This window comes from Flaviramulus multivorans, from assembly GCF_021728415.1.
GTDB classification, from domain to species: domain Bacteria; phylum Bacteroidota; class Bacteroidia; order Flavobacteriales; family Flavobacteriaceae; genus Sabulilitoribacter; species Sabulilitoribacter multivorans.
The window spans coordinates 36,958-63,212 of the sequence record NZ_JAKKDV010000004.1 but is presented as its reverse complement, the minus strand read 5'-3'; the positions used below and the strand labels follow the sequence as shown (position 1 = coordinate 63,212).

The following is a 26,255-nucleotide window of genomic DNA, read 5'->3' as shown; positions in this document are numbered from 1 at the left end:
TTAACAATGCAAGATATACTAAAACAATACGAAACGGTCACTCAGGCAGATGTAAAAGAGTGGTTTTTTGTGGGGAATGTTTCAGATTTTCCAGAAAATAGTGGAGCATGTATTAAATATAAAACAAAGCAAATAGCAGTATATAATTTTACAAGAACGTCACAATGGTATGCTTGTCAAAATTTATGTCCTCATAAAATGGAAATGGTTTTATCACTAGGAATGATTGGTGATAAGGATGGCATTCCTAAAGTAGCATGCCCAATGCATAAAAAGAATTTTTCTTTAAAAGATGGTTCAAACTTAGGTGGTGAAGATTTGAAAATTGCCACATATCCTGTTAAAATTGAAAATGGAAATGTGTATATTGGCTTTTCAGACTAATACTTAAATTATGAAGCCTACTAGATTTGAAACCGCCATCGCATTAATTGATAAAAAGAATTCGGAAGACATAAATACCTATTCGGTTTGTGGAATTGATTACCCAAAAGAGTTATTGTACTCCCAACGTATGTCTAGAAAACTTTTACAATTTAAACCAAATTCATCCCAAGCATTACAAATTGCAGCCAGGGCGCAACATATTTGTCGATGGAAAATCCCTCGAGATGAGTATCCGATGGATAGAGTAGGTTATTTAAAATGGAGAGAAACTCTAAAGAAAATGCATGCCGATATAACCTCTGATATTTTAAAGCAAGTGGGTTATGATGATGAGTATATTGATAGAATTTCATTTTTAATTAATAAGAAATTAATAAAGAAGAATGAAGAAACTCAAATTTTAGAAGATACTATCTGTTTGGTGTTTCTTGATTATTATTTTGAGGAATTTGCTGAAAAGCATGAAGATGAAAAGGTTATTGATATTCTACAAAAAACTTGGGCAAAAATGTCTGACGAGGGGCATAAAGAAGCCCTAAAACTAAAGTTATCTGATAAGAGTTTATCACTTATAAAACAAGCTATTTCATAAAAACTCAATAGATGGTAAGAAACGGTAGTTCATTAGACCAACGTACGTTTGATAAACTAAGCCGTTTATATATAATTGCTTTAAGCACTATTGCTCTTTCAGTAATTATTAGTCAAATTTTAATTCGTAAGCATCTTAATAATCAACAGAGTGATTCTACAGTTATAAATGTTGCAGGAAGGCAACGTATGTTAAGCCAAAAATTAACAAAAGAAATTGTTTCACTCTCTACCGAAGATACTTTAGAGAACAGAATTCTTCTAAAAAACAAAATCAAAAAAACATTTGACCTCTGGGAAACATCACATAATGCGCTTCAAAAAGGTAGTGATAGCCTTGGATTGCCAAAGAAAAATAGTTTAGAGGTTAATGATAAATTTAAAACGTTAAATCCTGTTTTCGATACTATTAGTAAGGCTGTAAAATCTATAATTAATAAAATTGAAAACAAGCCACCTCTGCCTCTTGAAAGCTATACTTCTGAAATTAGTTTAGTAAAGGTAAATGAAGGTGATTTTTTAATGGTAATGGATGCTATAGTTAACCAATACGATTTAGAAGCGGATTTAAAAGTAAGACGTCTTCAAAGACTAGAAATTTGGTTAATGGTATTAACCTTACTAATTCTTTTAGGTGAGTTCCTGTTTATATTCTGGCCAACAGCAAAATCAGTTAGGTCGATTCTTTCGGAGTTACTAATTGCGGAAAAACGGGCAAAAAAAATGGCAATTGATGCAGATGAGTTGAGTGCATCCAAAGAAAAATCCATAAAAGAACTTCGTGCTCTTACTCACGCTATGGATGAGACTTTGCTGTTTGCAAGAATTTCATCAAATGGAAACATTGTGCATATGGGCAATAAGTTTTCACGACTTTTTAAATTCTCAAAATTTAGTAAAACACAAGTTTTTTGGGAAGTCATTTCAGTTTCAGAAAATGAGCGCATTATAATTGAGGATATAGTATCTAAGCATAAAAAAACAGGTTGGCAAGGAGAGGTTAAAGCAACCAATAAGGATAACGAGGATATTTGGTTGGAAATGGCTATAATTCCTTTTAGCTCTATTGAGGAAAAATCGGAATTATTAATAATTGCCTCAGAAATAACTGAACGTAAAAAGGCTCAATTAGAAATAGAAAGGCTTACCAAAAAGAGCTTTGAGGAAAAAATGAGTCAACAAAAAATTATTTCAAGTAAAATTATTGAAAACCAGGAGCGAGAGCAAAACCGAATAGCGAAAGACGTTCATGACGGAATAGGGCAGATGTTAACTGGGCTGAAGTACAATTTGGAAAGTATTAATATTGAAGATATAGATAAAACAGCTGCTAAAATTAATCATTTAAAGGAGCTTACATCAAATATTATTAAAGGTGTGCGAACCGCAACATTTAATTTAACACCACCTGAACTTTCAGACCATGGTATTGTTCCGGCAATTACCAAATTAACCCAAGAGTTGGCGAAGCTTACTGGAAAAAATATTGTATTTTTTAATAAAACAGATTTTAATAAAAGACTAGAGTCACTCACCGAAATAAATATTTATAGAATTACACAGGAAGCGATAAATAATGCAATAAAGTATGCAGACTCTACCCATATATTAGTATCACTATCTCATAGTGAAGATTTACTAAGTATTGTTATTGATGATAATGGTAAAGGGTTTGATACAAGTAAAGTAAAAAATATAAAAAATGGAGATGGTGGTATGGGTATGACCTTTATGAGAGAGCGCATTAACTACATTGAGGGGCGATTTTTTATCAATTCTGAAATAGGTAAAGGCACCCGAATTACCTTAAATATACCTATTTAAAAATTACGTAGTATTACGTAAATAATTATTATTTTTACACCATCATAATTAAAAGTAAAAAGGAATGGAAGTAATTAATGTAGTTTTAGCGGATGATCATGTTTTAGTGAGAGATGGAATAAAAGCACTCTTGGAAGACCAATCTGGAATTACAGTAATTAACGAAGCTTCTAATGGGAAAGAAGCTCTTGAAGTTATTAAAATTAGTAAGCCACATGTGCTAATTGTTGATATACGAATGCCTGAAATGAATGGTATTGAAGTGGTTAGAGAAATAGCAAAATCATATAAGGATATTAAAACTTTGGTGCTTTCAATGCACGATTCTGAGGAGTATGTTGTTCAAGCCATTCAAGCTGGAGCAGATGGTTATCTACTTAAAGGCGCAAGTAAAGATGAGTTTTTAAAAGCGTTGCATAAAGTGGCGTCTGGCGGGAAATACTTTACTGGCGATATCTCCGCCATTATAATGAATAACTTTGTAAACGGTAAAGTATCTAAAAAAGCAACCTCTTCAGAAGCGGTAGACGATCCATTTAATTTAACTAAGCGTGAAAAACAAATTCTAACCTTGGTTTTACAACTTAAAAATAATAAAGACATTTCTGAAGAACTTGAAATTAGTAAGCGGACTGTTGAAGTGCACCGTTTTAATCTGATGAAAAAATTAGAAGTTAAGAGTTTGATGGAACTTAACAATAAAGCTAAAGAATTCCAATTGATATAACTAAGTAGTCTTTTCTTCTTTTTGAGCTAATTTTAAGCGACAAGTTATTTGTTGTTTTATTCAAAGTTGAGCAATATCTTCAATACATTTTACCAAATCTTCAAAATCGATATTCCAAAATTATTAATCTAATATTTTTTTTCAATTACGTAGTTAATACGTATTATAATTAAGTAAAAATACTTAGTTTTGATATATGAAATTATGTAACATGGAAAATCTAACACAATCAAAAGCAACTAAATTAAGCTTATTTAATTTTAAAAGTATCTCAACGCGAACATTTTGGATTACATCAATAGCATTCTTTATGTGCTTTTTTTCCTGGTTTGGAATTGTACCATTTATGCCTGATGTAGTTAGAGATTTGGGTTTAACCCCAGAGCAAAAGTGGAATTCAATTATTCTAGCAGTGTCCGGTACTGTATTCGCTCGTTTACTTATCGGCAAATTATGTGATAAATATGGACCAAGGTTATGTTATACGTATTTGCTAATGTTAGGGGCTATACCTGTTATTCTTTGCGGCTTGGTACAAACACCACTTCAGTTTTTAATTTGTAGACTGTTTATTGGATTTATAGGAGCATCATTTGTAATCACACAAGTACATACATCCTTAATGTTTGCTCCCAACGTAGTTGGAACTGCAAATGCGACTTCTGCTGGATGGGGAAATCTTGGTGGTGGTGCAAATCGATTAGGAATGCCACTTATTGCAGCAGGAGTAGTTAGTTTTGGTATAGCTGAAGCTGAAGCATGGCGATATTCCATGGTTATTGCTGGAGTTGTTTGCTTTTTAATGGGTATTGTATATTTCTTTTTTACTAAAGATACACCGCAAGGAAATTTCAAAGAATTGAGAGCTTCAGGTGAGTTTATTTCCAACAAAAAGGATCAAGTAGGTTTTCTAACCGTTTTGAAAGATTATAGAATTTGGATTCTTTTCTTAGTATATGCTGCGAGTTTCGGCATAGAACTAACGGTATACGGAACCATGGATGACTATTTACAAAACACATTTCAATTAGAAAGGGTAACGGCTGGAAATATTGTATTATCATTTGCTTTAATGAATATTTTTGCTCGCACCTTAGGAGGATTTTTTGGTGACAAATTTGGAAAATTAAAAGGATTGAGAGGACGTGTTTTGTTCTTATCCTTTATTTTATTGGTACAAGGTGTAATGCTAATTACATTTTCAACGGCCATAAGTCTTGTTGTAGGTATTATTTTATTGATTCTATTTAGTTTATCTGTACAAATGGCAGAAGGCGCAACGTTTTCGGTGGTACCATTTATTAACAAAAAAGCGATTGGTTCTGTTTCAGGAATAGTAGGAGCCGGAGGGAATGTTGGTGCATTTCTAGCAGCCTTTTTATTAAAATCTAGATCTGCTGTCGCTGAAGAAGCTGCAATTATTGCTAATGAAGGATTAGGAGCAGATGTTATTAGTGCAGCACAAGCAACCGCATCGGCTTCGGCAGTTTCTCAAGGATATTTTATTATAGGTTTTGTTGTGGTTTTAACAGGAGTTTTGGCTTTGGCAATTCGTTTTTCTACTGAAGATGAAGTAGTTGAAAATATAGAAACGAAAAATGCTTCGGGTAAATTAGTGCCTAATTAAAGTGAATTTTCACTATTAAATTTTGTCAATTTAAGAAAAATAGAAGCCTTTTTTACGGTATTCAAAATAATAAAGTATGCGTTTGCATGGTGATAATAAAATGCCTTAATTAGTAATAAAACCTACTTAAAATGATTAAAAAAGAGGTAAAAACAACATGTTGTTATTGTGGTGTTGGATGTGGGATTATTGTAAAAAAGGACAACCATGATAAGGTTTTGGTTGAAGGCGATAAAAACCACCCTGTAAATAAAGGAATGCTTTGTTCTAAAGGTATGAATTTGCACTATGTTGCTAATGATACCTCTGATAGAATTCTATATCCAGAGATGCGATGGAGTCGTTCACACCCTCGTGAGCGTGTGAGTTGGGATGATGCTTTGGATAGAGCTACAAGTGTTTTTAAATCAATTATTAAAAAATATGGACCGGATAGTGTGGCATTTTATGTCTCTGGACAAAGCTTAACTGAAGAATACTATATTGCCAATAAACTTACAAAGGGTTTTTTAGGAACTAATAATATTGATACAAACTCACGTTTATGCATGAGTTCTGCAGTGGTTGGCTATAAAAAAACTTTTGGTGAAGACAGTGTGCCTATAGCTTATGAGGATATTGAGTTGGCCGATTGTTTTTTAATTACTGGAGCTAATCCCGCGTGGTGTCATCCTATTCTTTTCAGACGTATTGAAAAACATAAAGAAGAGAATCCTGATGTTAAAATTATTGTGGTAGACCCAAGGAAAACGGACTCTGCTAATTTTGCAGACTTACATCTGCAATTAATTCCGGGTACAGATGTAACTCTGTATAATGCCATTGGTAGATGTTTATATAAACGCGGGTTGATAGATGACGATTTCATAAAAAATCACACCGAAGGTTTTCATGCCTACAAGGAACAAATTTTTGCTACATCTCTTAAAAAAGCGTCAAAGATTTGTGGAGTTTCAGAAAAAGATATAAGAAAAGCAGCCGATATTATTGGGCTTTCAAAAGGCTTTATAAGTATGTGGGCAATGGGGCTTAACCAAAGTGTTATTGGAACTGATAAAAATACGGCTTTATTAAACTTATCACTTATAACAGGACAAGTTGGAAAACCAGGTTCTGGTCCATTTTCATTAACGGGTCAACCCAACGCTATGGGTGGGCGTGAAGTTGGTGGAATGGCTAATCTTTTGGCAGTGCACAAAGATTTACAAAATGAAGAACACCGTAGAGAAGTTGCTCAGTTTTGGGGTGTTGATAAAATTTCTTCCACTCCCGGATTAACGGCAACCGAAATGTTTGATGCCTTAGAATCTGGAAAGTTAAAAGCAGTTTGGATTGCATGCACTAACCCACTTGTGAGTTTACCAAACACGCATCGTATAGAGCGTGCTATGAAAAACGCAAAGTTTGTGGTAGTTCAAGATATTTCACATAAATCGGATACTGTGGCTTATGCGGATTTAGTACTTCCAGCTGCGGCTTGGTTGGAAAAGGAAGGAACAATGACGAATTCTGAACGACGCATTTCGTATTTACCAAAAGAAATTAACCCTCCAGGTGAAGCTCGACCTGATGTTGAAATATTCTGTGACTTCGCTCAACGAATGGGTTTTAGAGGTTTTAATTTTAACAGCACAGAAGAAATTTATGACGAGTATTGTTCTATGACCAAAGGAACAAAGATTGATATATCGTTTTTAAATTATGATAGATTAAAAAGTGAGGGCACTTTTCAATGGCCAGTACCAGAGTATCGCCATACTGGAACTCCAAGGCTATTTCAAGACAAAAAATTTTATACGCCTTCGCAAAAAGCCATTTTTAATGTAGCTACTAATACTGAAAACACATCGCCCCAGCCCAACGAGAATTATCCTTTAATACTTACAACTGGTAGAGTGCGAGACCAATGGCATACCATGACCAAAACTGGCAAAGTAGCACGTTTAAAAACCCATTATCCAACACCAGTTTTGGAAATTAATCCTGTAGATGCGTACTTATCTAAGGTAAAGGACGGTGATATTACCGAAATAAAAAGTGAGAACGGAAATGTACGCGTGCGAGCAAAAGTTACTGATAACATTGCCAAGGGATGTGTGTTTTTACCAATGCATTGGGGTAAAAAACTAAAAAGTGATTTAAATAGAGCTAATAATTTAACCAATACTCATGTAGATTCAATTTCAAAAGAACCCGACTTTAAATTTACAAGAGTTTCGGTGTCAAAATATAAAAAACCCGTTGAGAAAATAATAATTGTTGGTGCCGGAGCTGCAGCCTTTAGGTTTGTTCAAAATTATAGAGAACATAACGAAGTTGATGAAATTCATGTGTTTTCAAAAGAGCCTAATTTATTTTATAATAGGGTGCTCTTACCAGAATATGTTACCGAAGAATTATCGTGGGAACAACTCCTAAAAATTAAAGAAAAAGAGTTAAGTAAATTGAATATTAAGGTGCATCCCGAAACCTCTATTAATAAAATTGATAGCAAAAGTAAAATAGTTACTGATACAAATGGAGAATTGCACAATTACAATAAACTTATTTTAGCCACAGGTAGTCGCGCTTTCATTCCAAAAGATGTTCAGTTGGACTTACCAGGACGGTTTACTATGCGCAACAAAAGCGATGCCGATAGATTTAAAGCTTATTTAGATGCTACAGGATTACCACCAGAGGAACAGCATGTAATTATTGTTGGAGGTGGTCTTTTGGGATTAGAATTGGCAGCGGCCATGAAGCACAAAAATGTAAAAATCACTATTATTCAAAGAGCATCAAGGTTAATGGAACGGCAGCTGGACAAAGTTTCAAGTAAACTTTTGGCTTTAGACGTGCAAGAACGAGGTATTCAAATTTATTTTGATAATGAAGTGAGTACGGTATTTGATGATGAGGATACAGGAGAATTAAACGTTACTTTAAAGAGTGGTAAATTTATAACAGCCAACGCTATAGTTTATGCTATTGGTACTATTCCTAACATTGAAATAGCACGAGAAAATGGCATAGTTTGTAGTCGCGGAGTGAAGGTAAATCAGCACTTACAATCATCAAATCCAGACATTTTTGCCATAGGAGAAATAGCAGAATTTAATAATCAATTATTTGGAATAACATCTGCCGCTGAAGAGCAAGCAACAATATTAGCAAACTTTATTGCAGGAGATATTAGTTGTGCTTACAATGGTTCGGTTTTAATGAACATCTTGAAATTCAACGATTTAAATTTATGTAGTATAGGTAATATTGACGTTCCTGAAAATGATGATTCGTATCAGGAAGTTATTTTTACTGATATTTCAAAACGTTATTACAAAAAGTGTATCGTAAAAGATGATTTATTGATTGGTGCGGTTTTAATGGGTGACAAAAATGAGTTTGCTGAATTTAAAACCATGATTGAAAGTAAAATTGAAATGTCTGAAAAACGCAATACTTTATTGCGAGGTTCTTCTAACGATGTTCCAGTTTTAGGAAAACTTGTTTGTTCATGTAGTCAAGTAGGATCTGGTAATATTGAAGAAGCAATAAAAGACGGTTGTGTGAATTTCACTGAACTGTGTAACAAAACAGGAGCAGGATTAGGTTGTGGAAGTTGCAAAACCGAAGTTCGAGAAATACTTAATAACGCAAAAGTTTTAGCATGAAAGAGTTATATAGATTAATCATTAATGGAGGTGTGCTTTCACCAGGAGAACTAAAATATATTTGTGAGGTCGCAGAGAGTTTGGGTTTAGATGCTATTTCGTTCGGCTCAAGGCAGGATATTATATTTCCCAATCCAGTTAACAAAGAAAAACTAAAGGCCTTTGATAAACTTCAAGTTGTGATTCCAAGCGAAGTTCGTATTGAAAATATGGTAACTTCATATGTGTCTGCCGATATTTTCCCAAGCACTTCATGGCTTACAGGTGATAGGTATTTATATATAGCAGAACAGTTTAAACATAATCTTAAATTGCGAGTAAATATTACTGATCCTAAACAGCGTTTAGTGCCATTATTTACAGGTCATATTAACTTTATTGCTTCCGAGCATGAAGATTATTGGTATTTGTATATTCGATTGCCAGAATGGAAAAAAACGGTCATGTATCCAGCACTTATTTATAGCTGGGATTTAGATAAAGTAGAATTGGCTATTGAAAATATTTTGAAAGAAGAGCCAGAAACTATCGAAACCATTTTTGAGTTAGTAAGTGATGCAGTAGATTCAAATAACAGAACAGTTGATAAGCCTTTAGAGGTGCCTTTTTACCCGTTTCCATATTACGAAGGAATGAACAGGATTGGAGATAAATATTGGTTAGGTTTATATTGGAGAAACAACCGATATGATTTAGCGTTTTTAAAAGCCATGTGTGATTTGTGTGCGGAAAACAAAATTGGAAAAATTTCTATAACGCCTTGGAAATCATTCATAGTTAAGGGGATTCCTGTGCAGGCTAAACTTCAATGGGAAAAGTTTTTAGGTAAATTTGGAATTAATGTTAGGCACTCCATGCTCGAATTGAATTGGCACTTACCTGTAAATGATATCGAGGCATTAAGCTTAAAAAAGTATTTAGTTACTAATTTTGATCAGAACGATATAAGTACTTACGGTTTAACCTTCGGTGTTACCAATTTTTCAAGTAACGCGTATTATTTTACATCAGTTGTGGTTGAAAAAAACAAGCAGCCTGAAATATTGGGAGATTTTATTGTTCGAGATACTTACAATTTACTTTACGCTAAAAATTTCGATCCGAATACGAGGGAATATATCTTACATGTACAAGATGTTGATAAGGTAGAGTTGCCAGGATTGTTAATGGAACTTAGTCAATTATATTTTGAACAATTAGGTACAGAGCGTGAGGAAGCTATCAATGAAGATGAAAAAAAGGAAGTAGTTGAAGATAAAGTTTATCAATGTAAAGACTGTTTAACTATTTACGATGAGATTTATGGAGATATTACCCAAAATATAGAAGCAAATACGTCTTTTGAAAATCTTCCCGAAACCTATAAATGTTCGCTTTGTGAAGCTCCAAAAAGTAGTTTTGAGGTGAAATTTTTAATAAGAACACAATAAGTAATCTCAATTTTAAAATGGCATTAACGCAAAATCTGAATAAAGGCATAATTAAAAAAGGTCCAAGCAAGACTTTTTTGAATGCTTTATCTTGTGATAGTTGTGTTAATACAAATTGTTTGATTAAGAAAAACTTAACTACAATTTCTAGTTCATATCTTACTAAGCAAAAGAACAATCTGAAATGCAAAAAAGGGCAACAATTTATAATGGAAGGTGCTCCCGTTAACGGATTGTTTTTTATTTTAAAAGGTACAGTAAAAGTATTTAGAACTGGAATCAACGGTCGAGAACAAATTGTAAGATTTGCAAAAGAGGGTGAGATTATTGGGCATCGAGGTTTTGGAACAGAAGAGTATTATTCTATAGGAGCAATTGCTTTGCAAGATTCAGTTTTATGCTATTTCTCGAAAGAAAATTTGCAAGCAGCTCTACTTGAAACCCCGAAGTTAGCCTATGATATGATGCTGTTTTATGCTAACGAATTAAATCGAAGTGAAAGCAAGGTGAAATCGATTTCTCAAATGACGGTTAGAGAACGTGTCATTGATACCTTATTATATATTCATAGAAAATTTGGCGACTTAAGAGGCTTTTTAAATTTACCACTTAGTAGAAAAGAATATGCTGATTATGCTGGTACTACTGAGGAACAAGTTATTCGAATCTTTTCTGCATTAAAAAAAGAAAAGTTAATCACTTCTCAAGGACGAAAAATTGGTATTTCTAATTTGGATCTACTTAAAAAAGAAATTAACGAGCATAACTATTTCTTAGATAGTTAATTTCATAATAATTCAAATAAATTTATAAAATATAGAGAGGCATACGTAAGCTTACGTATTTTTTCTTTAGTCAAGTGTAAAAGTCATTTTACACAAATTCAATTAGTTACGGATTAAACCTGTTTTTTAACAGGTTTTTTTATGTTTTAAAAAGAGGTTGTTATATGGTTAATGTCATACAACGGAATTAATACTACTTATATATTTGTCAAAAAATAAGTATTTATACTTAGTGTTAATTTTAAACTAGAAAATATGAAATCATTAATTACAAAAGCTTCATTATTAGTTTCCCTTTCCATAATGCTTTTCGCATGTGGAAATGAAAAAAGGAAATCTACTGAAGATGTTGCAATCGCAACTACAAAAACCAAAGCATTAGAAATAGAAAAACCACAATTAACTTTTGGTTTTATAAAGTTAACTGATATGGCTCCTTTAGCAATTGCTAAGGAGAAGGGATTTTTTGAAGATGAAGGATTATTCGTTTCGGTTGAAGCTCAATCTAACTGGAAAAATGTATTAGATCGTGTCATAGATGGTCAATTAGATGGATCGCACATGTTAGCTGGTCAGCCAATTGCTGCGGGAGCTGGTTTTGGTAGACAAGCAGAATTAGTTACACCTTTTTCAATGGACTTAAATGGTAATGGTATTACAGTATCTAATGATGTTTGGAGTAAAATGAAACCTAACGTTCCTAAAGGAGCAGATGGAAAACCCATTCATCCTATAAAAGCAGAAGCGCTAAAACCAGTTATCACTGAATATAAAAACTCTGGTAAGGCCTTTAAAATGGGTATGGTTTTCCCAGTTTCAACTCATAACTATGAAATTAGATATTGGTTAGCAGCAGCGGGTATTCACCCTGGAATGTATACTGCAGATAATGTTCAAGGACAAATTGATGCAGAAGTTTTATTGTCTGTAACACCACCACCACAAATGCCGGCAACACTTGAAGCAGGTACTATTTATGGATATTGCGTAGGTGAGCCGTGGAACCAACAAGCTGTATTTAAAGGTATAGGTGTACCTGTAACTACCAATTATGACATTTGGAAAAACAATCCTGAGAAAGTATTTGTAATGACAAAAAAGTTTGTTGAGGATTATCCAAATACTGCGGTTGCCGTAACCAAAGCACTTATTAGAGCTGGAAAATGGCTAGATGAACCAGAAAATAGACCTGAGGCTGTTAAGATATTATCTATGTCTCAATACGTTGGTGCTGACGAAGCAGTTTTAGCAAACTCAATGACTGGAACTTTTGAATTTGAGAAAGGTGATAAACGCGAAATGCCAGACTTTAACGTATTCTACAAGTATAATGCAACTTATCCGTTCTACTCTGATGGTATTTGGTTCTTAACTCAAATGAGAAGATGGGGACAAATTCCTGAGGCTAAACCAGCTGATTGGTATGCAGAAACGATTAAGGATATATACAGACCAGATATCTGGACTAAAGCTGCAAAATTATTGGTAGAAGAAGGAAATATTCCAGCTGAAGATATCCCACAAACAGATGGATACAAGCCAGTAACTACCGATTTTATTGATGGAACATCCTATGATGCTAAAGATCCTATTAGCTATATCAACAGCTTTAAAATTGGTAACAAAGACAAAGCAATTCAATAATTCGCTTAACTAAAAATTAAAGTCATGAAGCAAAGCATAACATTAGGAAAAGTCACCAAATTTATGGGATTAGGTTTCTTAAGTACTTTAAAAGACTTATTCACTGGGAAGCTAGAAAAAGAAGATTTTATTAACTTCTTACGTAAAGTAGTCGTACCACTTGCTTCCGTACTTTTATTTATTGGACTCTGGCATATGGGGTCTCAATCTTTATATAACATAGAAGCAGAGTTTAAAATTGAAAAAGCACTAAACGATCAAGGTCCTGCAGCTGCCGAAGCTATGCGTGAATGCATTGCTTCGGGAGATGTAAGTTGTAAACCTAACACGCTGCCATCGCCAGCGCAGGTTTGGGATTCTTATAAATCTTTATTAAGAGACCACAACATAATTAGTGCGGATAAAGCTGCATTTATTGAAAAAACGGCAGCTTTAAATGAAAAACGTATTGCTGAAGGTAAAGATGCAATTACTTATACGGGAAGACCATCGTTTGTTGATCAAATATTTAGAAGTTTAAAAACTGTATTTGCCGGATTTCTATTGGCATTAGTTATTGCTGTTCCTTTGGGAATATTTATAGGGTTAAGTCCAACGTTGAAAAGTTCATTTAATTGGTTTATTCAAATTTTTAAACCCGTTTCGCCTGTAGTTTGGTATCTGTTAGTTTTTATGATTGTAAAAACATTATTAATCGACTCTAATGAAGATAGCTCGTTTACCATTTCGTTTATTAGTGTTGGTTTATGTTCTATGTGGGCCACATTAGTGAACACTGCGATGGGAGTATCATCTGTAGATAAGGATTATATAAACGTTGCCAAAGTATTAAAGTTAGGACCATTTCAGAAGATATTTAAAGTGGTATTACCATCGTCTTTACCATTAATTTTTACAGGTTTAAAAATTACATTATCTGTAGCGTGGATGGTTTTAATTGCCATTGAATTATTGGCACAAAGTCCTGGATTAGGACTCTTTGTTTGGGAGGAATTCCAAAATGGTGCAAATGACTCTAATGCGAAAATTATTGTTGCCATGTTTGTTATTGGAATTATTGGGTTTTTATTAGACCGATTGATGTTAACCATACAAAACTGGGTAAGTTTTGATAAAACGGATGCAATTTAAATAGAGTTACAAATACGCGTTAGGGATTGCAGAGAAAAGCCCACAGCCTGACGAAGGAAGTGCGAGGACTTGTTGCATAAATCCCGACCCTTGGGGTAACGCCCATATAAAAATTAGAAAAATGGCATACTTAGAATTAAATAATATTTATAAAACTTACGGACAAGACGAGCACGCAACCGAGGTACTTTCGAATATAAATTTATCGATTTACGAAGGTGAATTTGTAGCGATTGTTGGTTTTACAGGAAGCGGAAAAACAACCTTGGTAAATTTAATTAACGGTTTGTTAGAGCCTACAAGTGGCGAGGTTTTATTTAAAGGTGAACCAGTACAAGGCACGAGCCATGAGCGTGGTGTTATTTTTCAAAATTACTCGCTTTTGCCGTGGTTAACTGTTGGACAAAATGTGTTTATGGCAGTTAAAGAGGCGTTCCCTAAAAAAAGTAAAAACGAGTTAAACGCAATTGTTGCCGAATATGTTGAAATGGTAAGTTTAACACCTGCTATAAATAAAAGACCTAAAGAACTTTCAGGAGGAATGCGACAGCGAGTTGCTGTAGCTAGGGCTTTAGCCATGAAACCTGAAATGATTATTATGGACGAACCTCTTGGAGCCTTAGATGCTTTAACTCGAGGGAATCTGCAAGATGAAATACTTAATATTTGGGGGAAAGAAAAGCGTACTGCGTTATTGATTACCAATGATGTTGATGAAGGTATTTATATGGCAGATCGTATTATTCCCCTAAGACCCGGTCCAAATGCAACTTTAGGACCTGAGTTTAAGATTGATATTGAAAGGCCTCGTGATAAAACCGAAATGAACGATAATGCCAATTTTAAGAAAACTAGAAATGCCATTATTGAATATTTAATGGACATAGGTAATGAACGAAAATTGGAAGCTTCGGAAGAGTTTATACTTCCAGATTTAAGTCCGAAAGATTTTGTTAATCAATTTAAATAATCGAAGCAAATGGCAACTATTATAAAAGATAAAGCAAATGTAACACTTACTGAAAATGGATTGTTTCCATCGTCTGAAGTGATGCTAGATTTAAAAAACTTAAAAAAAGTTTATCCAACGCCAAAAGGGGATTACGTGGTTCTCGAAGATTTAAATCTTCAAATTAAAAAAGAAGAATTTGTAACTATTATTGGGCATTCAGGTTGCGGTAAAACCACGATGCTTTCAATGATAGCTGGATTAAACCCAATTTCAGGAGGAAATATATCGGTTTTAAGTAAACATATAAAAGGTCCTGGACCTGATAGAGGTGTTATTTTTCAGGCGCCTAGTTTAATGCCTTGGATGACAGCGCTACAAAATGTGCTTTTAGGTGTTAACCAAGTGTTTCCTGATGCTACCAAAAAACAACGAAACGATATCGCAAAATACTATTTGCAGAAAGTAGGTTTAGAAGATTCTTTTAATAAACGCGCTTCAGATTTATCGCAAGGGATGCAGCAACGTGTTGGTATAGCAAGAGCATTTGCAATTAAACCTAAAGTTTTATTGTTAGATGAACCCTTCGGAATGCTAGATTCTCTTACTCGTGGGGAACTTCAAGATATACTTATCGAAATCTGGAACAAAGAAAAAATTACAGCTGTAATGATTACACACGACGTTGACGAGGCCATATTTTTAGCAGATCGCGTTGTGATGATGACTAGCGGACCAAAAGCCAAAATTGGTGATGTTTTAAATATAGATTTTGAAAGACCAAGAACTCGTAAATCTGTACTAGAGCACGACGATTATTACAAATACAGAAAACATTTAATTGACTTCTTAGAGCATTAATTAGCATAAAAATAAAGGCATAAATGAGGTTATGAAAGAGTCGATTTTTTATAATCATAGGATAGCTACAATCAAAATTTAAAAAATAAAGAATTAATAATAACTCAAATTTAAAAACAAGTAACAATGAAAAAACAATATGTATTAATAGGCTTGATGGTATTGATAGTTCAATTTGCACAAGCACAGTTTACTTTAGATGGTGAATTTAGACCACGAACAGAATATAGAAACGGATTTGGAAGTTTAATTGCAGACGATGCCGATGCAGGATTTGGTATTTCTACAAGAGCACGTTTAAATGCGGGCTACAAAACAGAAGCTTACGAATTTTATTTAAGTATGCAAGATGTATTGGTTTGGGGTGAAAACAGACAAATTTTACCTTACGACCAAAACAACTCTTTTGCTATTTTTCAAGCATGGGCAGAAATTAATTTTGGTTCTGGTTGGTCTACTAAATTAGGACGACAAATACTTTCTTATGATGATCAGCGTATTTTAGGTGGTTTAGATTGGGCACAACAAGGGCGTAATCATGATGCTGCATTAATTAAATATCAAAAAAATAAATTTATGTTAGATGTTGCTCTTGCATTTAGTCAGGATTATTCTAACCCAACTGGCTTTATTAATGAAGGGACTGCCTACAATACAACAGGGTTCTTTACTTATAAAACCATGCAATATGCATATTTAAAACAGTCTTGGAAAAACTTTTCAGGAAGTTTATTACTCATGAACAATGGTTTTCAAGAGTTTGATACGAATAGCGACCCTGATGGTGTAAGTAATTTACAAACTTTAGGAACGCATTTAAATTATAAAAAAGGAAGTTTTGGTGCTGCACTTAATGCATTTATCCAAACCGGTAAAAGACAAGGTGAAGTAGATGTAAAAGGGGCACATTTATTAGGTCTTGAATTAACCTATAAAGCATCTCCTAAGGTTGGATTAGGCGCCGGAGTTGAAATAATTAGTGGTAACGATGCTGATACCGGTGAAACAGGTGCATTCTTCCCATTATATGGAACCAATCATAAGTTTAACGGATTTATGGATTATTTCTATGTAGGTAATCATGCAAACTCTATTGGCTTAGTAGATATTCATGTTAGCGCCAACTTTAAATTAAGCGAAACTTCTAGCTTAATGGTAAAAGCACTAAATTTTAGTGGAGAGCAAGAACTTGCAAGCGGGGAAAAATCGTTAGGAACTGAAATCGATCTTGTATTCAAAAAGCAATTTAAAGGATATGCTTTGGTTGCTGGATATTCTCAAATGTTTGCTAGCGATGGTATGTACGAGTTAAAAGGAATTGCTGAAAGTGCTGCAGCCAGTGGTCAAAATTGGGCTTGGGCTATGTTAGTTATTAAACCAAAGTTTTTGAATAACTCTAACAATTAAATAAAATTTTATTATAGTTAAAAAATAACCAGTATTTTAAACTCAAACTTAAACCATGGTTTTTGGCATAAGTTTGAGTTTTTTGTTTTAAAATTACAATAATTTAAATTTTAAAAACACGTTATATTTACAATGCTGGTAACTTTATTATTTAAAGAATTTAATTTAGCAAGCCAATTAATCCTTGCAGGGTTTCTGGTTGTCATGACTATTATTATCCTTCATTATGGATTTAAACTGATAGAAATGGGTTATGTTTTACGTCATAAAAAACCATTATATAATCACTTCTACTTACGTTTAAAAAAATTAAAAAACAATCAAAAGTCTATTTTAGAAAATCAGTTTTCATTTTATAGGAAACTTTCAGCGAAGGAGAAAAAATATTTCGAACACCGTTTGGTATTATTTATTAAGGATAAAGATTTTATTGGAAGGGAAGGGATTATAATTACTGATGAAATTAAAGTCTTAATTTCTGCCACAGCAGTAATGCTCACATTCGGTTTTCGAGATTTTTACGTCGGAATCATTTCTAGAATCGTTGTTTACCCAAGTAAATTTTATTCTAATACAAATGAAAATTATCATAAGGGAGAATTTAATCCAAAATTAAGAGCATTAGTGTTGTCTTGGGAAGATTTTAAGGAAGGCTTTGCTGATGGGAAAGATAATTTAAATTTAGGTATTCATGAGTTTACCCATGCCATACATATAAATAGTATCAAAGAGCGCGACGTGAGTTCGATTATTTTTAGTGATACTTTTAAGGAATTTTCCATAATGCTTTCAAAGAATGAGGCATTACGAAGTAACATATCATCTTCGGAATATTTTAGGGAATATGCCTATACTAACCAATTCGAGTTTTTGGCAGTAGCTATTGAAAATTTTATTGAAACTCCAAGAGATTTCAAGCTACAATTTCCACAGGTTTATAGTAAAATTAAGCAAATGCTAAATTTTAACGTTGCGGGTTATTAAGAATTTGCAAGAGCCTTCAAATCTTTTATCGTATCCATTTGGTGTTTGCTTTTAAAAACATAACTACCAGCAACTAATACATCTGCACCAGCATCAACCAGCTGTTTAGCATTTTTATTAGTAACACCGCCGTCAATTTCAATAAGTGTTGAAGCTCCCTTGCGAGTTATTAGGTCCTTAAGTTGTTTTACTTTATTATAAGTGTTTTCAATAAAGCTTTGTCCACCAAAACCAGGGTTAACACTCATTAAACAAACTAAGTCTATATCGTTAATTGTATCTTCTAAAACACTAATATTTGTATGCGGGTTTAATGCAACACCGGCTTTCATGCCTTCAGCTTTAATAGCTTGTAAAGTTCTATGCAAGTGAGTGCATGCTTCATAATGTACAGTTAACACGTTACTACCTAATTCAGCAAAGGTTTTTATATATCTATCAGGGTCAACTATCATTAAATGAACATCTATTGTTTTTTTAGCATGCTCAGAAATAGCTTTTAAAACAGGCATGCCGAAAGAAATATTCGGTACAAATACGCCATCCATGATATCTATGTGAAACCAATCTGCTTCACTTTGGTTTACCATGTTTATATCACGTTGAAGGTTTGCAAAATCTGCAGCTAAAATTGATGGTGCAATTAATTTAGAACTCATTTGTGTTTTTTAAGTTGAACACTGCAAATATAGAAAAAATAAACCCCCGGTAATCAGCCGGGGGTTCTTTCATCAATCAAAAAACGAACAGTTATGTGTAACTGTTTGTTACGGTAATTTAGTCGTAATTTTCACTTAAAAATTACTATCCTAAATAGGTTTTTAATATTTTACTTCTAGACGTATGTTTTAATCTACGAATAGCTTTTTCTTTTATTTGTCTTACACGCTCACGTGTTAAATCAAACGTTTCACCAATTTCTTCTAAAGTCATCGGGTGTTGGTTTCCTAAACCAAAATATAAACGAATAACATCTGCTTCACGAGGTGTTAATGTCTCCAATGCACGTTCAATTTCAGTACGTAATGATTCGTGTAATAGTTCTTTATCTGGGTTTGGAGATTCTCCACTATTTAATACATCGTATAAGTTAGAGTCTTCACCTTCTACTAATGGCGCATCCATACTTACGTGACGGCCAGAGTTTTTCATTGACTCTTTAACGTCATTAATAGTCATATCCAATTCCTTTGCAATCTCCTCAGCACTTGGCGGACGCTCATGACTTTGCTCTAAAAACGCAAATGTTTTATTAATTTTATTAATAGAACCAATTTTATTCAAAGGTAAACGTACAATACGAGATTGTTCAGCCAAAGCTTGAAGAATCGATTGACGAATCCACCATACAGCATAAGAAATGAATTTAAAACCACGTGTTTCATCAAAACGTTGAGCTGCTTTAATTAAACCTAAATTACCCTCATTAATTAAATCAGGTAATGTTAAACCTTGGTTTTGATATTGCTTAGCTACCGATACAACAAAACGTAAATTCGCTTTAGTCAATTTTTCTAAAGCTCTTTGGTCTCCAGCCTTAATACGTTGTGCTAATTCTACTTCTTCGTCTGCGGTAATTAAGTCAACTTTTCCAATTTCTTGAAGATATTTGTCTAACGAAGCCGTTTCTCTATTAGTTACCTGCTTCGTAATTTTAAGTTGTCTCATCTAAAGTTCTCCTGTAAGTTTAAAATGAATATTGTTATTCAGTAGTTATACGTATAAATAAGAGATTTTGTTACAAAAAAATTAAAAAATATTTTGGCATCCCCTTTTTAAGACTTAAAAATTTTAAAAAGGTCACGCTATTCGTTATATCTTTTATTTAAAAAATAAAAGGATGCCACTTCTATCGATAATGCACCATAGAAAACGCACTAAATTTTTATTAAATTTTTGTGTGATAAGTTTATGCTTTCCAGCATGTCTTCAGTAAACTTATAATGTCCACGCGCAGTTATTAATCTAAATCGGGATGATTTTAGGTTACTAAGTGTGTTTAAAAACAACCATTTAGATTTTAATAATTTTGGTTTTTCAGATTTTAGGCTAATGTCAAAATAATGCTTTCTACCTTCTTTAATTGCAACAATATCCGGAGTAATACTTATATCGCTGCCCGCTTTGTGATAAGATTTTGGCGTTTCATAACCATCCATATCGGCTTTAATATTTTCATAGCCGTGGTTTTCTAAATACGAAATAGAATTTTCTAAAATGTCGGAGTATTTTTCTTTGTCTTCATGTATCATAACTTGTAATATAATGAAAATCAATAGAAAAGCAAATTTTTAACAGGTTTTAACGGTTATATGTTAAAGGAAAGACATTTTTTCATCGATTTCAATACGTTCTCTAAGGAGTCCTAATTTAATATGTAGTTTTTTAAAAAATACGGATCTATCTCTCTCGCCAGTGTTAGCTAATAGTTTGGAGTTTGACATTTGCTTTTGCAAAAAGTCATAGATATGTTCACATGTTTCTTGATGCTCAACCTTAAAATAGTTTAATACGGTATATGGAGAAAAAAATATTTTTTTAAATGGTGTTACTACCATAAGAGTGTTGTTTAAGGGGTGTAACTCCGATTTATATAAGCTGTATGCAGCTTTATTGTTTGATCCAATATGGCTTTGAAGAATAGTTTGTTTTTCTGTATGATTTATAACATCTTCAAAATCATTGCAGATTTTTAGTGCGTTTTCTTTAGATAGTAACCCAGCTTCATAATAATATAAGACCTGTTGAAATGAGCCTGTCATGGTATTTTCGCTCCATATTTCAGTTATATTAATGTTTTTGTAGACATTGCCCAACAAATAAGCGGCATTGAGTAGAGATTTTGGTAAAGCCTCTATAAAATTCTCATAATTAACTTTTGAGGTTGTTAAATTTAAATCCACATCTTTTATCCATACAAACATCTTAAAACGGGTTAAATGTGTATCTGTAAGTGAATGAAAAATTGGGATATCTTTTGCTGCATATATAAGTGTAGCTTTTTTGATTTTTGTTAACGGTTCGAGATTAATTAATGACTGCTTAAGCCATTCCTCCAAGCCTTCAACATTATTTATTCTTGGTGATAGCTCTGTAAGTATTGTATTTTGACTTCCAACTTCATAAAGCCTGTTTAATGAAATGTTATAGTGTTTTGCTAGTTTTACACCTTCTTCTAATGATATACTAGTTTTTTGATTAATTCTTCTGTATGCCGCATCATAACCAATATCTAAAACACTAGCTATTTCTTCAGCAAAGGAAGTATTATCTTTTACTTTGGTCTTTAAATATTGTATAAATAAATCTTGCATTTTTTGAGGTATTGCAAGCAGGTTTATGTCCGTTTTGTGAAAATTAAGAAAAATAATTCATTTTATAGACAATTTCTCATATGTGTTATTAAATATTACAATTATTTTTGACTAATGAATAAATAATCAGAGAATCATGAAAACGAATAATATGTTTCCGAAAACTTTTATAGATAGGCTTTTAGATGGGTATATCTATTATTTAATATTAAATGAATCTCAAAAACAAACTAAACTCCGCTCTAAAATAGGTTTAGTAAACAACAAGCCACAACTGTCAAGAGCTTGATTTTTTATTAAACGCATAGCATCTAAAGTATCCAGATAACTTCAACCTGAAAATAATCGTATTATTTTGAAATAAAGGTAATTATAGATGATATAGCGTTGAAAAAAATCTTTTTTTGTTATATTCGTCTTAAGTAAGTTTAGTATTCTCCTTTGTATTATTAATAGTTTGATTTTAATCGATTTTAGAAGGTCTCTAGGGCATTCTGTTTTTTTTAATCGTACTGAATGGATATAGTTTCAATTATCAATTTTTTACTAATTGCTGGGGTTATTCAAGGATTTGGATTTAACCTTGTAACCATATTTGTTAAAAAAAAGTTTGGTAAAGTAATCATATTTTTAAACTTAGTGGTTCTGTTCATTTCTCTCAACAACTTACAACGGTGGCTAATTGATAATGGATTTATTTCAGATTTATTTTTAATTCAGCAATTAGAAGTGCCTTGGTATGTTCTTATATTTCCAATGTTTTATGCATTTGTCACCCATTTTTTAAAAATAGAGCACAAGGTAAATGATTTTATTAAATTCACTTTCATAATTTTTACTATAGAAATTATTATAAGATTATGCTTAATTTCTTATGTCTTTTATGAAGTTCCAGATTTAGATGATTCCTTAATTGAAAGATATACAAGAATCGAGGAAATATTTAATCTTTTTTATTGTGTTTTTCTATTTGTTAATACATGCCTAATCATATTTAAAAAACATAGTTTGCTTGAGTATATTTTAAATTTTGACGATTTAAATTGGATTAAATGGTTTATTAGGTTTGGAGTAATCATTTTATTTTTTTGGGTTTTTGCCGTAATAGTGAAAAGCACTACCGGAAATGAAATGGCTTATATTCCACTAAGACTTGGCACATCAATTTTATTGTATTGGATAGGTTATCAGGGGTTTTACAAATACAATGTGGTACAAGATCGTATTTTTTTAAGAAGTACTTTAGAGACTAATAAGATGTTAATTTCTGCTAGTCACGATGAATTATCAAATCAAAAAGAAAATACACTAAACATAAAGCACCAAAAAGAGTTTGAAGCTATAAAAACCCATATTGTTAAAAACAAACTTTACCTCAATCCGTTGTTAAGCATGGAAACTATAACGGATGAATTGGGAATTAGCAAAAGTCACTTTTCAAAATTAATAAACACTTATAGTAATTATAATTTTTCAGATTTTGTTAATTCTTTACGCGTAGAGCAGGCAAAAAAATTTCTATCAAAAGGTGAATTTAGCGAATATACTATTGTAGCTATAGGACTAGAATGCGGTTTTAACTCTAAATCAACTTTTTATTCAGCCTTTAAAAAATTTACTTCTGAGACACCAAGTAGTTATCGCGATAAATTTTAATTTTTCACTTTTTAATTGTCCGAAATTATCGTTGGACATCCTGATTTTTACATTCTAGAGTATCTTGGATATTAGTACTTCTAATTGCTAATAATTTTACGATTAAATAAAAATAATCTAAAAACTATTAGTTATGATTCCTGCACTGATTTTATACCTTATTAGAAGATTTAAAAGAAAATCTGATCCTTCAAAAGGAAGCGAAACCTTAAACAAACTTGCACTCAAGTTAAAATCTGTTTTATTCTTTGCGGTAATAGCCTGTTCTTTTGCCTTTACTAGTATAAGTAGTAGTAAGGCACTTAAATATCACGTAGTAAAGAATAACGAAGTTATTGGAACCATCAAAATTAGTAAAAACAGTTTTGAAGATTCTATAGTTTATAATCTAGAAAGTAATATTAAGACAAAGTTTCTTCTGAAGTTTAATATTACAGGGAAAGAAAAATCAATATATAAAAAGGGATTATTAGTTTATTCTTCAGTATTCCGCACCCTTAATAATAAAACGAAAGTCAATCATAAAATAATATTTCAAGACGGACAGTATAATCTTCAATCTGATGAACGTCTTGAAACCTTAAACTTCAATGTAATAAAGCAAAATCTTATAACACTTTATTTTGATGAGCCCCTTGGCATTAATACTGTTTTTTGTGACAATTTAAAAGAAATGGTAACGGTAAATGCTTTAGGTGGTGGTAAATATAAAGTTGATTTTTCAAGCGGCAAGCATAATATTTTTCATTATAACAATGGAAAATGTATCAAAGTTGAAGCCGTAAGCACCTTATTTAATGTAACCTTAATTCCAGTAAAATCATGAATAATATATCCATTATATGGACACTAATTGTAGTGATTTTTACCACCTATTTTGTTGTTAGTTTGGTGTACAAAAAGTTAGGAGTTAATAATCTATATACAGCATTATTATCAACCAACGGATTGCGGTTATTGAATTTAAAACACCTACTCGGTATTGTGCTTTTCGGGGTGCTTTCATACATTTCAATTCCGGAATTAAAATACCTGGTTAATACTATTGAAATTCCAAGATTAGAGGTGTTACTACCTTTTATTGTAATCTTATTCCTTTCGGCTTTTGTATCACATTTAAGCATTCAAAAGCAACAAGATTTTCAAGAAACTCAAATTAATCAGTATAATTTTTCAAATGCGTGGTTCTATTTTATAATAAGGTTTTCATTTTTATTATGTTATGAATTTTTCTTTAGAGGAGTCTTGTTATTTAAGTTTTTAGAACATACTTCACTTTCTATAGCCATATTATATAGCACCATTTTATATGTAATCATTCACATTTTTGATTCTAAAAAAGAAATCATTGGGGCCATTCCTTTTGGAGTTGTTTTATGCCTATTTACCTATCTCACAAACAGTATTTGGTATGCCTTTTTAATACATCTTGCCTTATCGGCTGTTTATGAGATTTCGGTGTTTTATTATCTAACCTTAAAAAACAAAATAACATCATGAAAGTATTTGTAACAGGAGCAACAGGTTATGTTGGTCATCAATTAGCATTAAAACTAGCCAATGAAAACTATACAGTTATTGCGTTAGTAAGAAATTTAAACTCAGATAAAATTCCTAGTCATAATAACATAATTCCTGTAAAGGGAGATATCTGCGATTATGAATCTGTAGAAAAAGGAATAGAAGGTTGCGACTATGTTTTTCATGCAGCAGCTTACACAAATTTGAAATGTAAAAAACTAGATAATTTTTATGATGCCAATGTATTGGGTACTGAAAACATATTGAAAGCTTCATTAAAACATCAGATTAAGAAGGTTATTTATACCAGTACACTTGCCGTTCATGGACCTTCTTATAAACGCATACCCATCACAGAAAATCAACCTCGATTGATCTCTTTTTCTAATGATTATGAGTTGACTAAAGGTATTTCTGAAGAGTTGGTATTTACATATATTAAAAAAGGATTGCCTTGTGCTATCTTAAATGTATCCAGGGTATATGGACCTGGTTTAAAAACGTTCACTAGTGGGGTTAATACGCTTATTTCAAAAATAGCGAAGAACGATTTTTTAGTGGTCCCTTCAAAACTCGATATTACTACAAATTATGTTTTTATAGATGATGTTGTCAATGCTCATATATTGGCAATGAAGAAAGTAAACTCTACCGGTAAATATATTATAGGTGGAGAAAATGCAAGCTATGAAACTCTTTTTGGAGCTATTAAAAGCATAACAAAAAGCAAAATAAAAATTGTAAAAGTTAACTATGGTTTAATAAAAATGAGTTTTTCGTTTGTAAATCTATTAAAAAGACTTTTAGGTGTCCAATCAGGAATTACCTTAAAAGTGTTGGACACATTATTTGTGAATAGGGTAGCATCATCAGAAAAGGCGTTAAATGACTTGGGCTACCAAGTTACATCTTTGAATCGAGGTTTAACGACAACAATTAATCACTTAAAAATTTAAAAATGAAAGGCTATACTTTAATAACGGGAGCCAGTCAAGGTTTTGGAAGAGCATTGGCAATTGAACATGCAAAAAAATCTATGAACTTAGTGTTGGTGGCACTACCGAATTCGGGATTGGAACAATTAAGTGATTTTTTAACATCTAATTTTAGAATTGATGTTTCATTTTTTGAGATGGATTTAAGCTCAAAAAAGAATTGCTTACGCCTATATATTGAAATGAAAAGAAAAGGGATTTCAATAAAATACCTAATAAATAATGCTGGAATGCTAAGTAATGGTTTGTTTGAAGATATGACCGAGGATTACTTTTTAACTCAGATTAAAGTAAATGTGGCAACACCAACCTTACTAACAAAATTATTTTTGGATGATTTTAAAACAAATGTACCATCAGGAATTTTAAACGTAAGCAGTATGGCTAGTTTTTTTCATTTACCAAGAAAACAAGTTTATGGAGGAACCAAAGCTTATCTATTATCTTTTTCTAAAAGTTTAAGAAAAGAATTAAAACGATATGGAATATCAGTGTCTATTGTTTGCCCTGGAGGTATGAATACTACATCAAAATTATGTTTACAAAACAGAAAGTTAAACCATGTTTCAAGAAGCTCCATTTTGAATCCTGAGGAAGCTGCAAGAATAACACTTAATGATTTTTTTAAAGGAAAAGAAGTTATTATTCCTGGAGCTATGAATAAGATTTTTATGTTTTTGGATAGTATCATTCCAGCATTCATTAAGAATAGACTCACGGCCAACGTTGTTTGAGTTTGAAAGTGTCTTGATATGTCCTAAATCATCCA

24 protein-coding genes are annotated in these 26,255 nt (G+C 32.4%); 20 read left to right on the top strand and 4 right to left on the bottom strand.

Annotated features, from left to right (window positions below; genetic code table 11):
* Nucleotides 1-6 precede the first annotated feature (6 nt).
* The 14 genes from nirD (at nucleotide 7) to L3X39_RS10120 (ending at nucleotide 18,000) form a co-directional block, all read left to right on the top strand.
* Nucleotides 7-384: a nitrite reductase small subunit NirD gene (nirD, locus tag L3X39_RS10185; protein WP_237231684.1), complete on the top strand. Its 378-nt coding sequence runs from the start codon at nucleotides 7-9 to the stop codon at nucleotides 382-384.
* Nucleotides 385-394: 10 nt separating this feature from the next.
* Nucleotides 395-979 (top strand): DUF4202 domain-containing protein, encoded by a 585-nt coding sequence (locus tag L3X39_RS10180; RefSeq protein ID WP_237231683.1) that lies wholly within the window; start codon nucleotides 395-397, stop codon nucleotides 977-979.
* Nucleotides 980-990: 11 nt separating this feature from the next.
* Entirely contained in the window at nucleotides 991-2,802 is a 1,812-nt protein-coding gene (locus L3X39_RS10175; RefSeq protein WP_237231682.1) for a sensor histidine kinase, read from the top strand.
* 64 nt (nucleotides 2,803-2,866) lie between these two features.
* Nucleotides 2,867-3,529, top strand: coding sequence for a response regulator transcription factor (locus L3X39_RS10170; protein WP_237231681.1), 663 nt, complete (start codon nucleotides 2,867-2,869; stop codon nucleotides 3,527-3,529).
* Between the two features lie 211 nt (nucleotides 3,530-3,740).
* On the top strand, nucleotides 3,741-5,156 hold the full coding sequence (locus L3X39_RS10165) for an MFS transporter (RefSeq protein ID WP_237231680.1): 1,416 nt from the start codon (nucleotides 3,741-3,743) through the stop codon (nucleotides 5,154-5,156).
* A gap of 131 nt (nucleotides 5,157-5,287) precedes the next feature.
* A complete protein-coding gene (locus L3X39_RS10160; protein ID WP_237231679.1) occupies nucleotides 5,288-8,809 on the top strand; it encodes a nitrate reductase in 3,522 nt (1,173 codons plus the stop codon).
* Nucleotides 8,806-10,239 carry a rubredoxin domain-containing protein gene (locus L3X39_RS10155; protein ID WP_237231678.1) on the top strand — a complete coding sequence of 478 codons (1,434 nt, stop codon included), beginning with the start codon at nucleotides 8,806-8,808 and terminating at the stop codon, nucleotides 10,237-10,239. Before L3X39_RS10160 ends, L3X39_RS10155 begins: the two co-directional genes overlap by 4 nt.
* Nucleotides 10,240-10,358: 119 nt before the next feature.
* Entirely contained in the window at nucleotides 10,359-11,024 is a 666-nt protein-coding gene (locus tag L3X39_RS10150) for a Crp/Fnr family transcriptional regulator (protein WP_237231677.1), read from the top strand.
* A 255-nt stretch (nucleotides 11,025-11,279) separates the two neighbouring features.
* A complete protein-coding gene (locus L3X39_RS10145; RefSeq protein WP_237231676.1) occupies nucleotides 11,280-12,668 on the top strand; it encodes a CmpA/NrtA family ABC transporter substrate-binding protein in 1,389 nt (462 codons plus the stop codon).
* Nucleotides 12,669-12,692: 24 nt separating this feature from the next.
* Complete coding sequence (locus L3X39_RS10140) at nucleotides 12,693-13,799, top strand: ABC transporter permease (protein WP_237231675.1); 1,107 nt, start codon at nucleotides 12,693-12,695, stop codon at nucleotides 13,797-13,799.
* A gap of 121 nt (nucleotides 13,800-13,920) precedes the next feature.
* A complete protein-coding gene (locus L3X39_RS10135; RefSeq protein WP_237231674.1) occupies nucleotides 13,921-14,769 on the top strand; it encodes an ABC transporter ATP-binding protein in 849 nt (282 codons plus the stop codon).
* Nucleotides 14,770-14,778: 9 nt separating this feature from the next.
* Nucleotides 14,779-15,609 carry an ABC transporter ATP-binding protein gene (locus tag L3X39_RS10130; protein ID WP_237231673.1) on the top strand — a complete coding sequence of 277 codons (831 nt, stop codon included), beginning with the start codon at nucleotides 14,779-14,781 and terminating at the stop codon, nucleotides 15,607-15,609.
* 126 nt (nucleotides 15,610-15,735) lie between these two features.
* Nucleotides 15,736-17,016 carry an alginate export family protein gene (locus tag L3X39_RS10125; RefSeq protein WP_237231672.1) on the top strand — a complete coding sequence of 427 codons (1,281 nt, stop codon included), beginning with the start codon at nucleotides 15,736-15,738 and terminating at the stop codon, nucleotides 17,014-17,016.
* A gap of 132 nt (nucleotides 17,017-17,148) precedes the next feature.
* Nucleotides 17,149-18,000: a zinc-dependent peptidase gene (locus L3X39_RS10120; protein ID WP_237231671.1), complete on the top strand. Its 852-nt coding sequence runs from the start codon at nucleotides 17,149-17,151 to the stop codon at nucleotides 17,998-18,000.
* On the opposite strand, the gene rpe is transcribed toward L3X39_RS10120, so the two are convergent.
* The 4 genes from rpe to L3X39_RS10100 form a co-directional block, all read right to left on the bottom strand.
* Nucleotides 17,997-18,659, bottom strand: a complete 663-nt coding sequence (gene rpe / locus L3X39_RS10115) for a ribulose-phosphate 3-epimerase (RefSeq protein WP_237231670.1) — start codon at nucleotides 18,657-18,659, stop codon at nucleotides 17,997-17,999. The genes L3X39_RS10120 and rpe overlap by 4 nt on opposite strands.
* 145 nt (nucleotides 18,660-18,804) lie before the next feature.
* On the bottom strand, nucleotides 18,805-19,668 hold the full coding sequence (locus L3X39_RS10110; RefSeq protein ID WP_237231669.1) for a sigma-70 family RNA polymerase sigma factor: 864 nt from the start codon (nucleotides 19,666-19,668) through the stop codon (nucleotides 18,805-18,807).
* Between the two features lie 209 nt (nucleotides 19,669-19,877).
* Nucleotides 19,878-20,252 (bottom strand): hypothetical protein, encoded by a 375-nt coding sequence (locus L3X39_RS10105; protein WP_237231668.1) that lies wholly within the window; start codon nucleotides 20,250-20,252, stop codon nucleotides 19,878-19,880.
* 63 nt (nucleotides 20,253-20,315) lie between these two features.
* Complete coding sequence (locus L3X39_RS10100) at nucleotides 20,316-21,314, bottom strand: hypothetical protein (RefSeq protein WP_237231667.1); 999 nt, start codon at nucleotides 21,312-21,314, stop codon at nucleotides 20,316-20,318.
* Nucleotides 21,315-21,450: 136 nt separating this feature from the next.
* Between L3X39_RS10100 and L3X39_RS10095 the strand changes: the two genes are divergently transcribed.
* From L3X39_RS10095 to L3X39_RS10070, 6 genes are all read left to right on the top strand, one after another.
* On the top strand, nucleotides 21,451-21,603 hold the full coding sequence (locus L3X39_RS10095) for a hypothetical protein (RefSeq protein WP_237231666.1): 153 nt from the start codon (nucleotides 21,451-21,453) through the stop codon (nucleotides 21,601-21,603).
* Nucleotides 21,604-21,830: 227 nt separating this feature from the next.
* Entirely contained in the window at nucleotides 21,831-22,970 is a 1,140-nt protein-coding gene (locus tag L3X39_RS10090) for a helix-turn-helix domain-containing protein (RefSeq protein ID WP_237231665.1), read from the top strand.
* 133 nt (nucleotides 22,971-23,103) lie between these two features.
* On the top strand, nucleotides 23,104-23,796 hold the full coding sequence (locus L3X39_RS10085; protein WP_237231664.1) for a DUF6134 family protein: 693 nt from the start codon (nucleotides 23,104-23,106) through the stop codon (nucleotides 23,794-23,796).
* Nucleotides 23,793-24,470 (top strand): CPBP family intramembrane glutamic endopeptidase, encoded by a 678-nt coding sequence (locus L3X39_RS10080; protein WP_237231663.1) that lies wholly within the window; start codon nucleotides 23,793-23,795, stop codon nucleotides 24,468-24,470. The genes L3X39_RS10085 and L3X39_RS10080 overlap by 4 nt, the downstream gene beginning before the upstream one ends.
* Nucleotides 24,467-25,447: an NAD-dependent epimerase/dehydratase family protein gene (locus tag L3X39_RS10075; RefSeq protein WP_237231662.1), complete on the top strand. Its 981-nt coding sequence runs from the start codon at nucleotides 24,467-24,469 to the stop codon at nucleotides 25,445-25,447. Before L3X39_RS10080 ends, L3X39_RS10075 begins: the two co-directional genes overlap by 4 nt.
* A 2-nt stretch (nucleotides 25,448-25,449) precedes the next feature.
* Nucleotides 25,450-26,220, top strand: coding sequence for an SDR family NAD(P)-dependent oxidoreductase (locus L3X39_RS10070; protein ID WP_237231661.1), 771 nt, complete (start codon nucleotides 25,450-25,452; stop codon nucleotides 26,218-26,220).
* Nucleotides 26,221-26,255 lie beyond the last annotated feature (35 nt).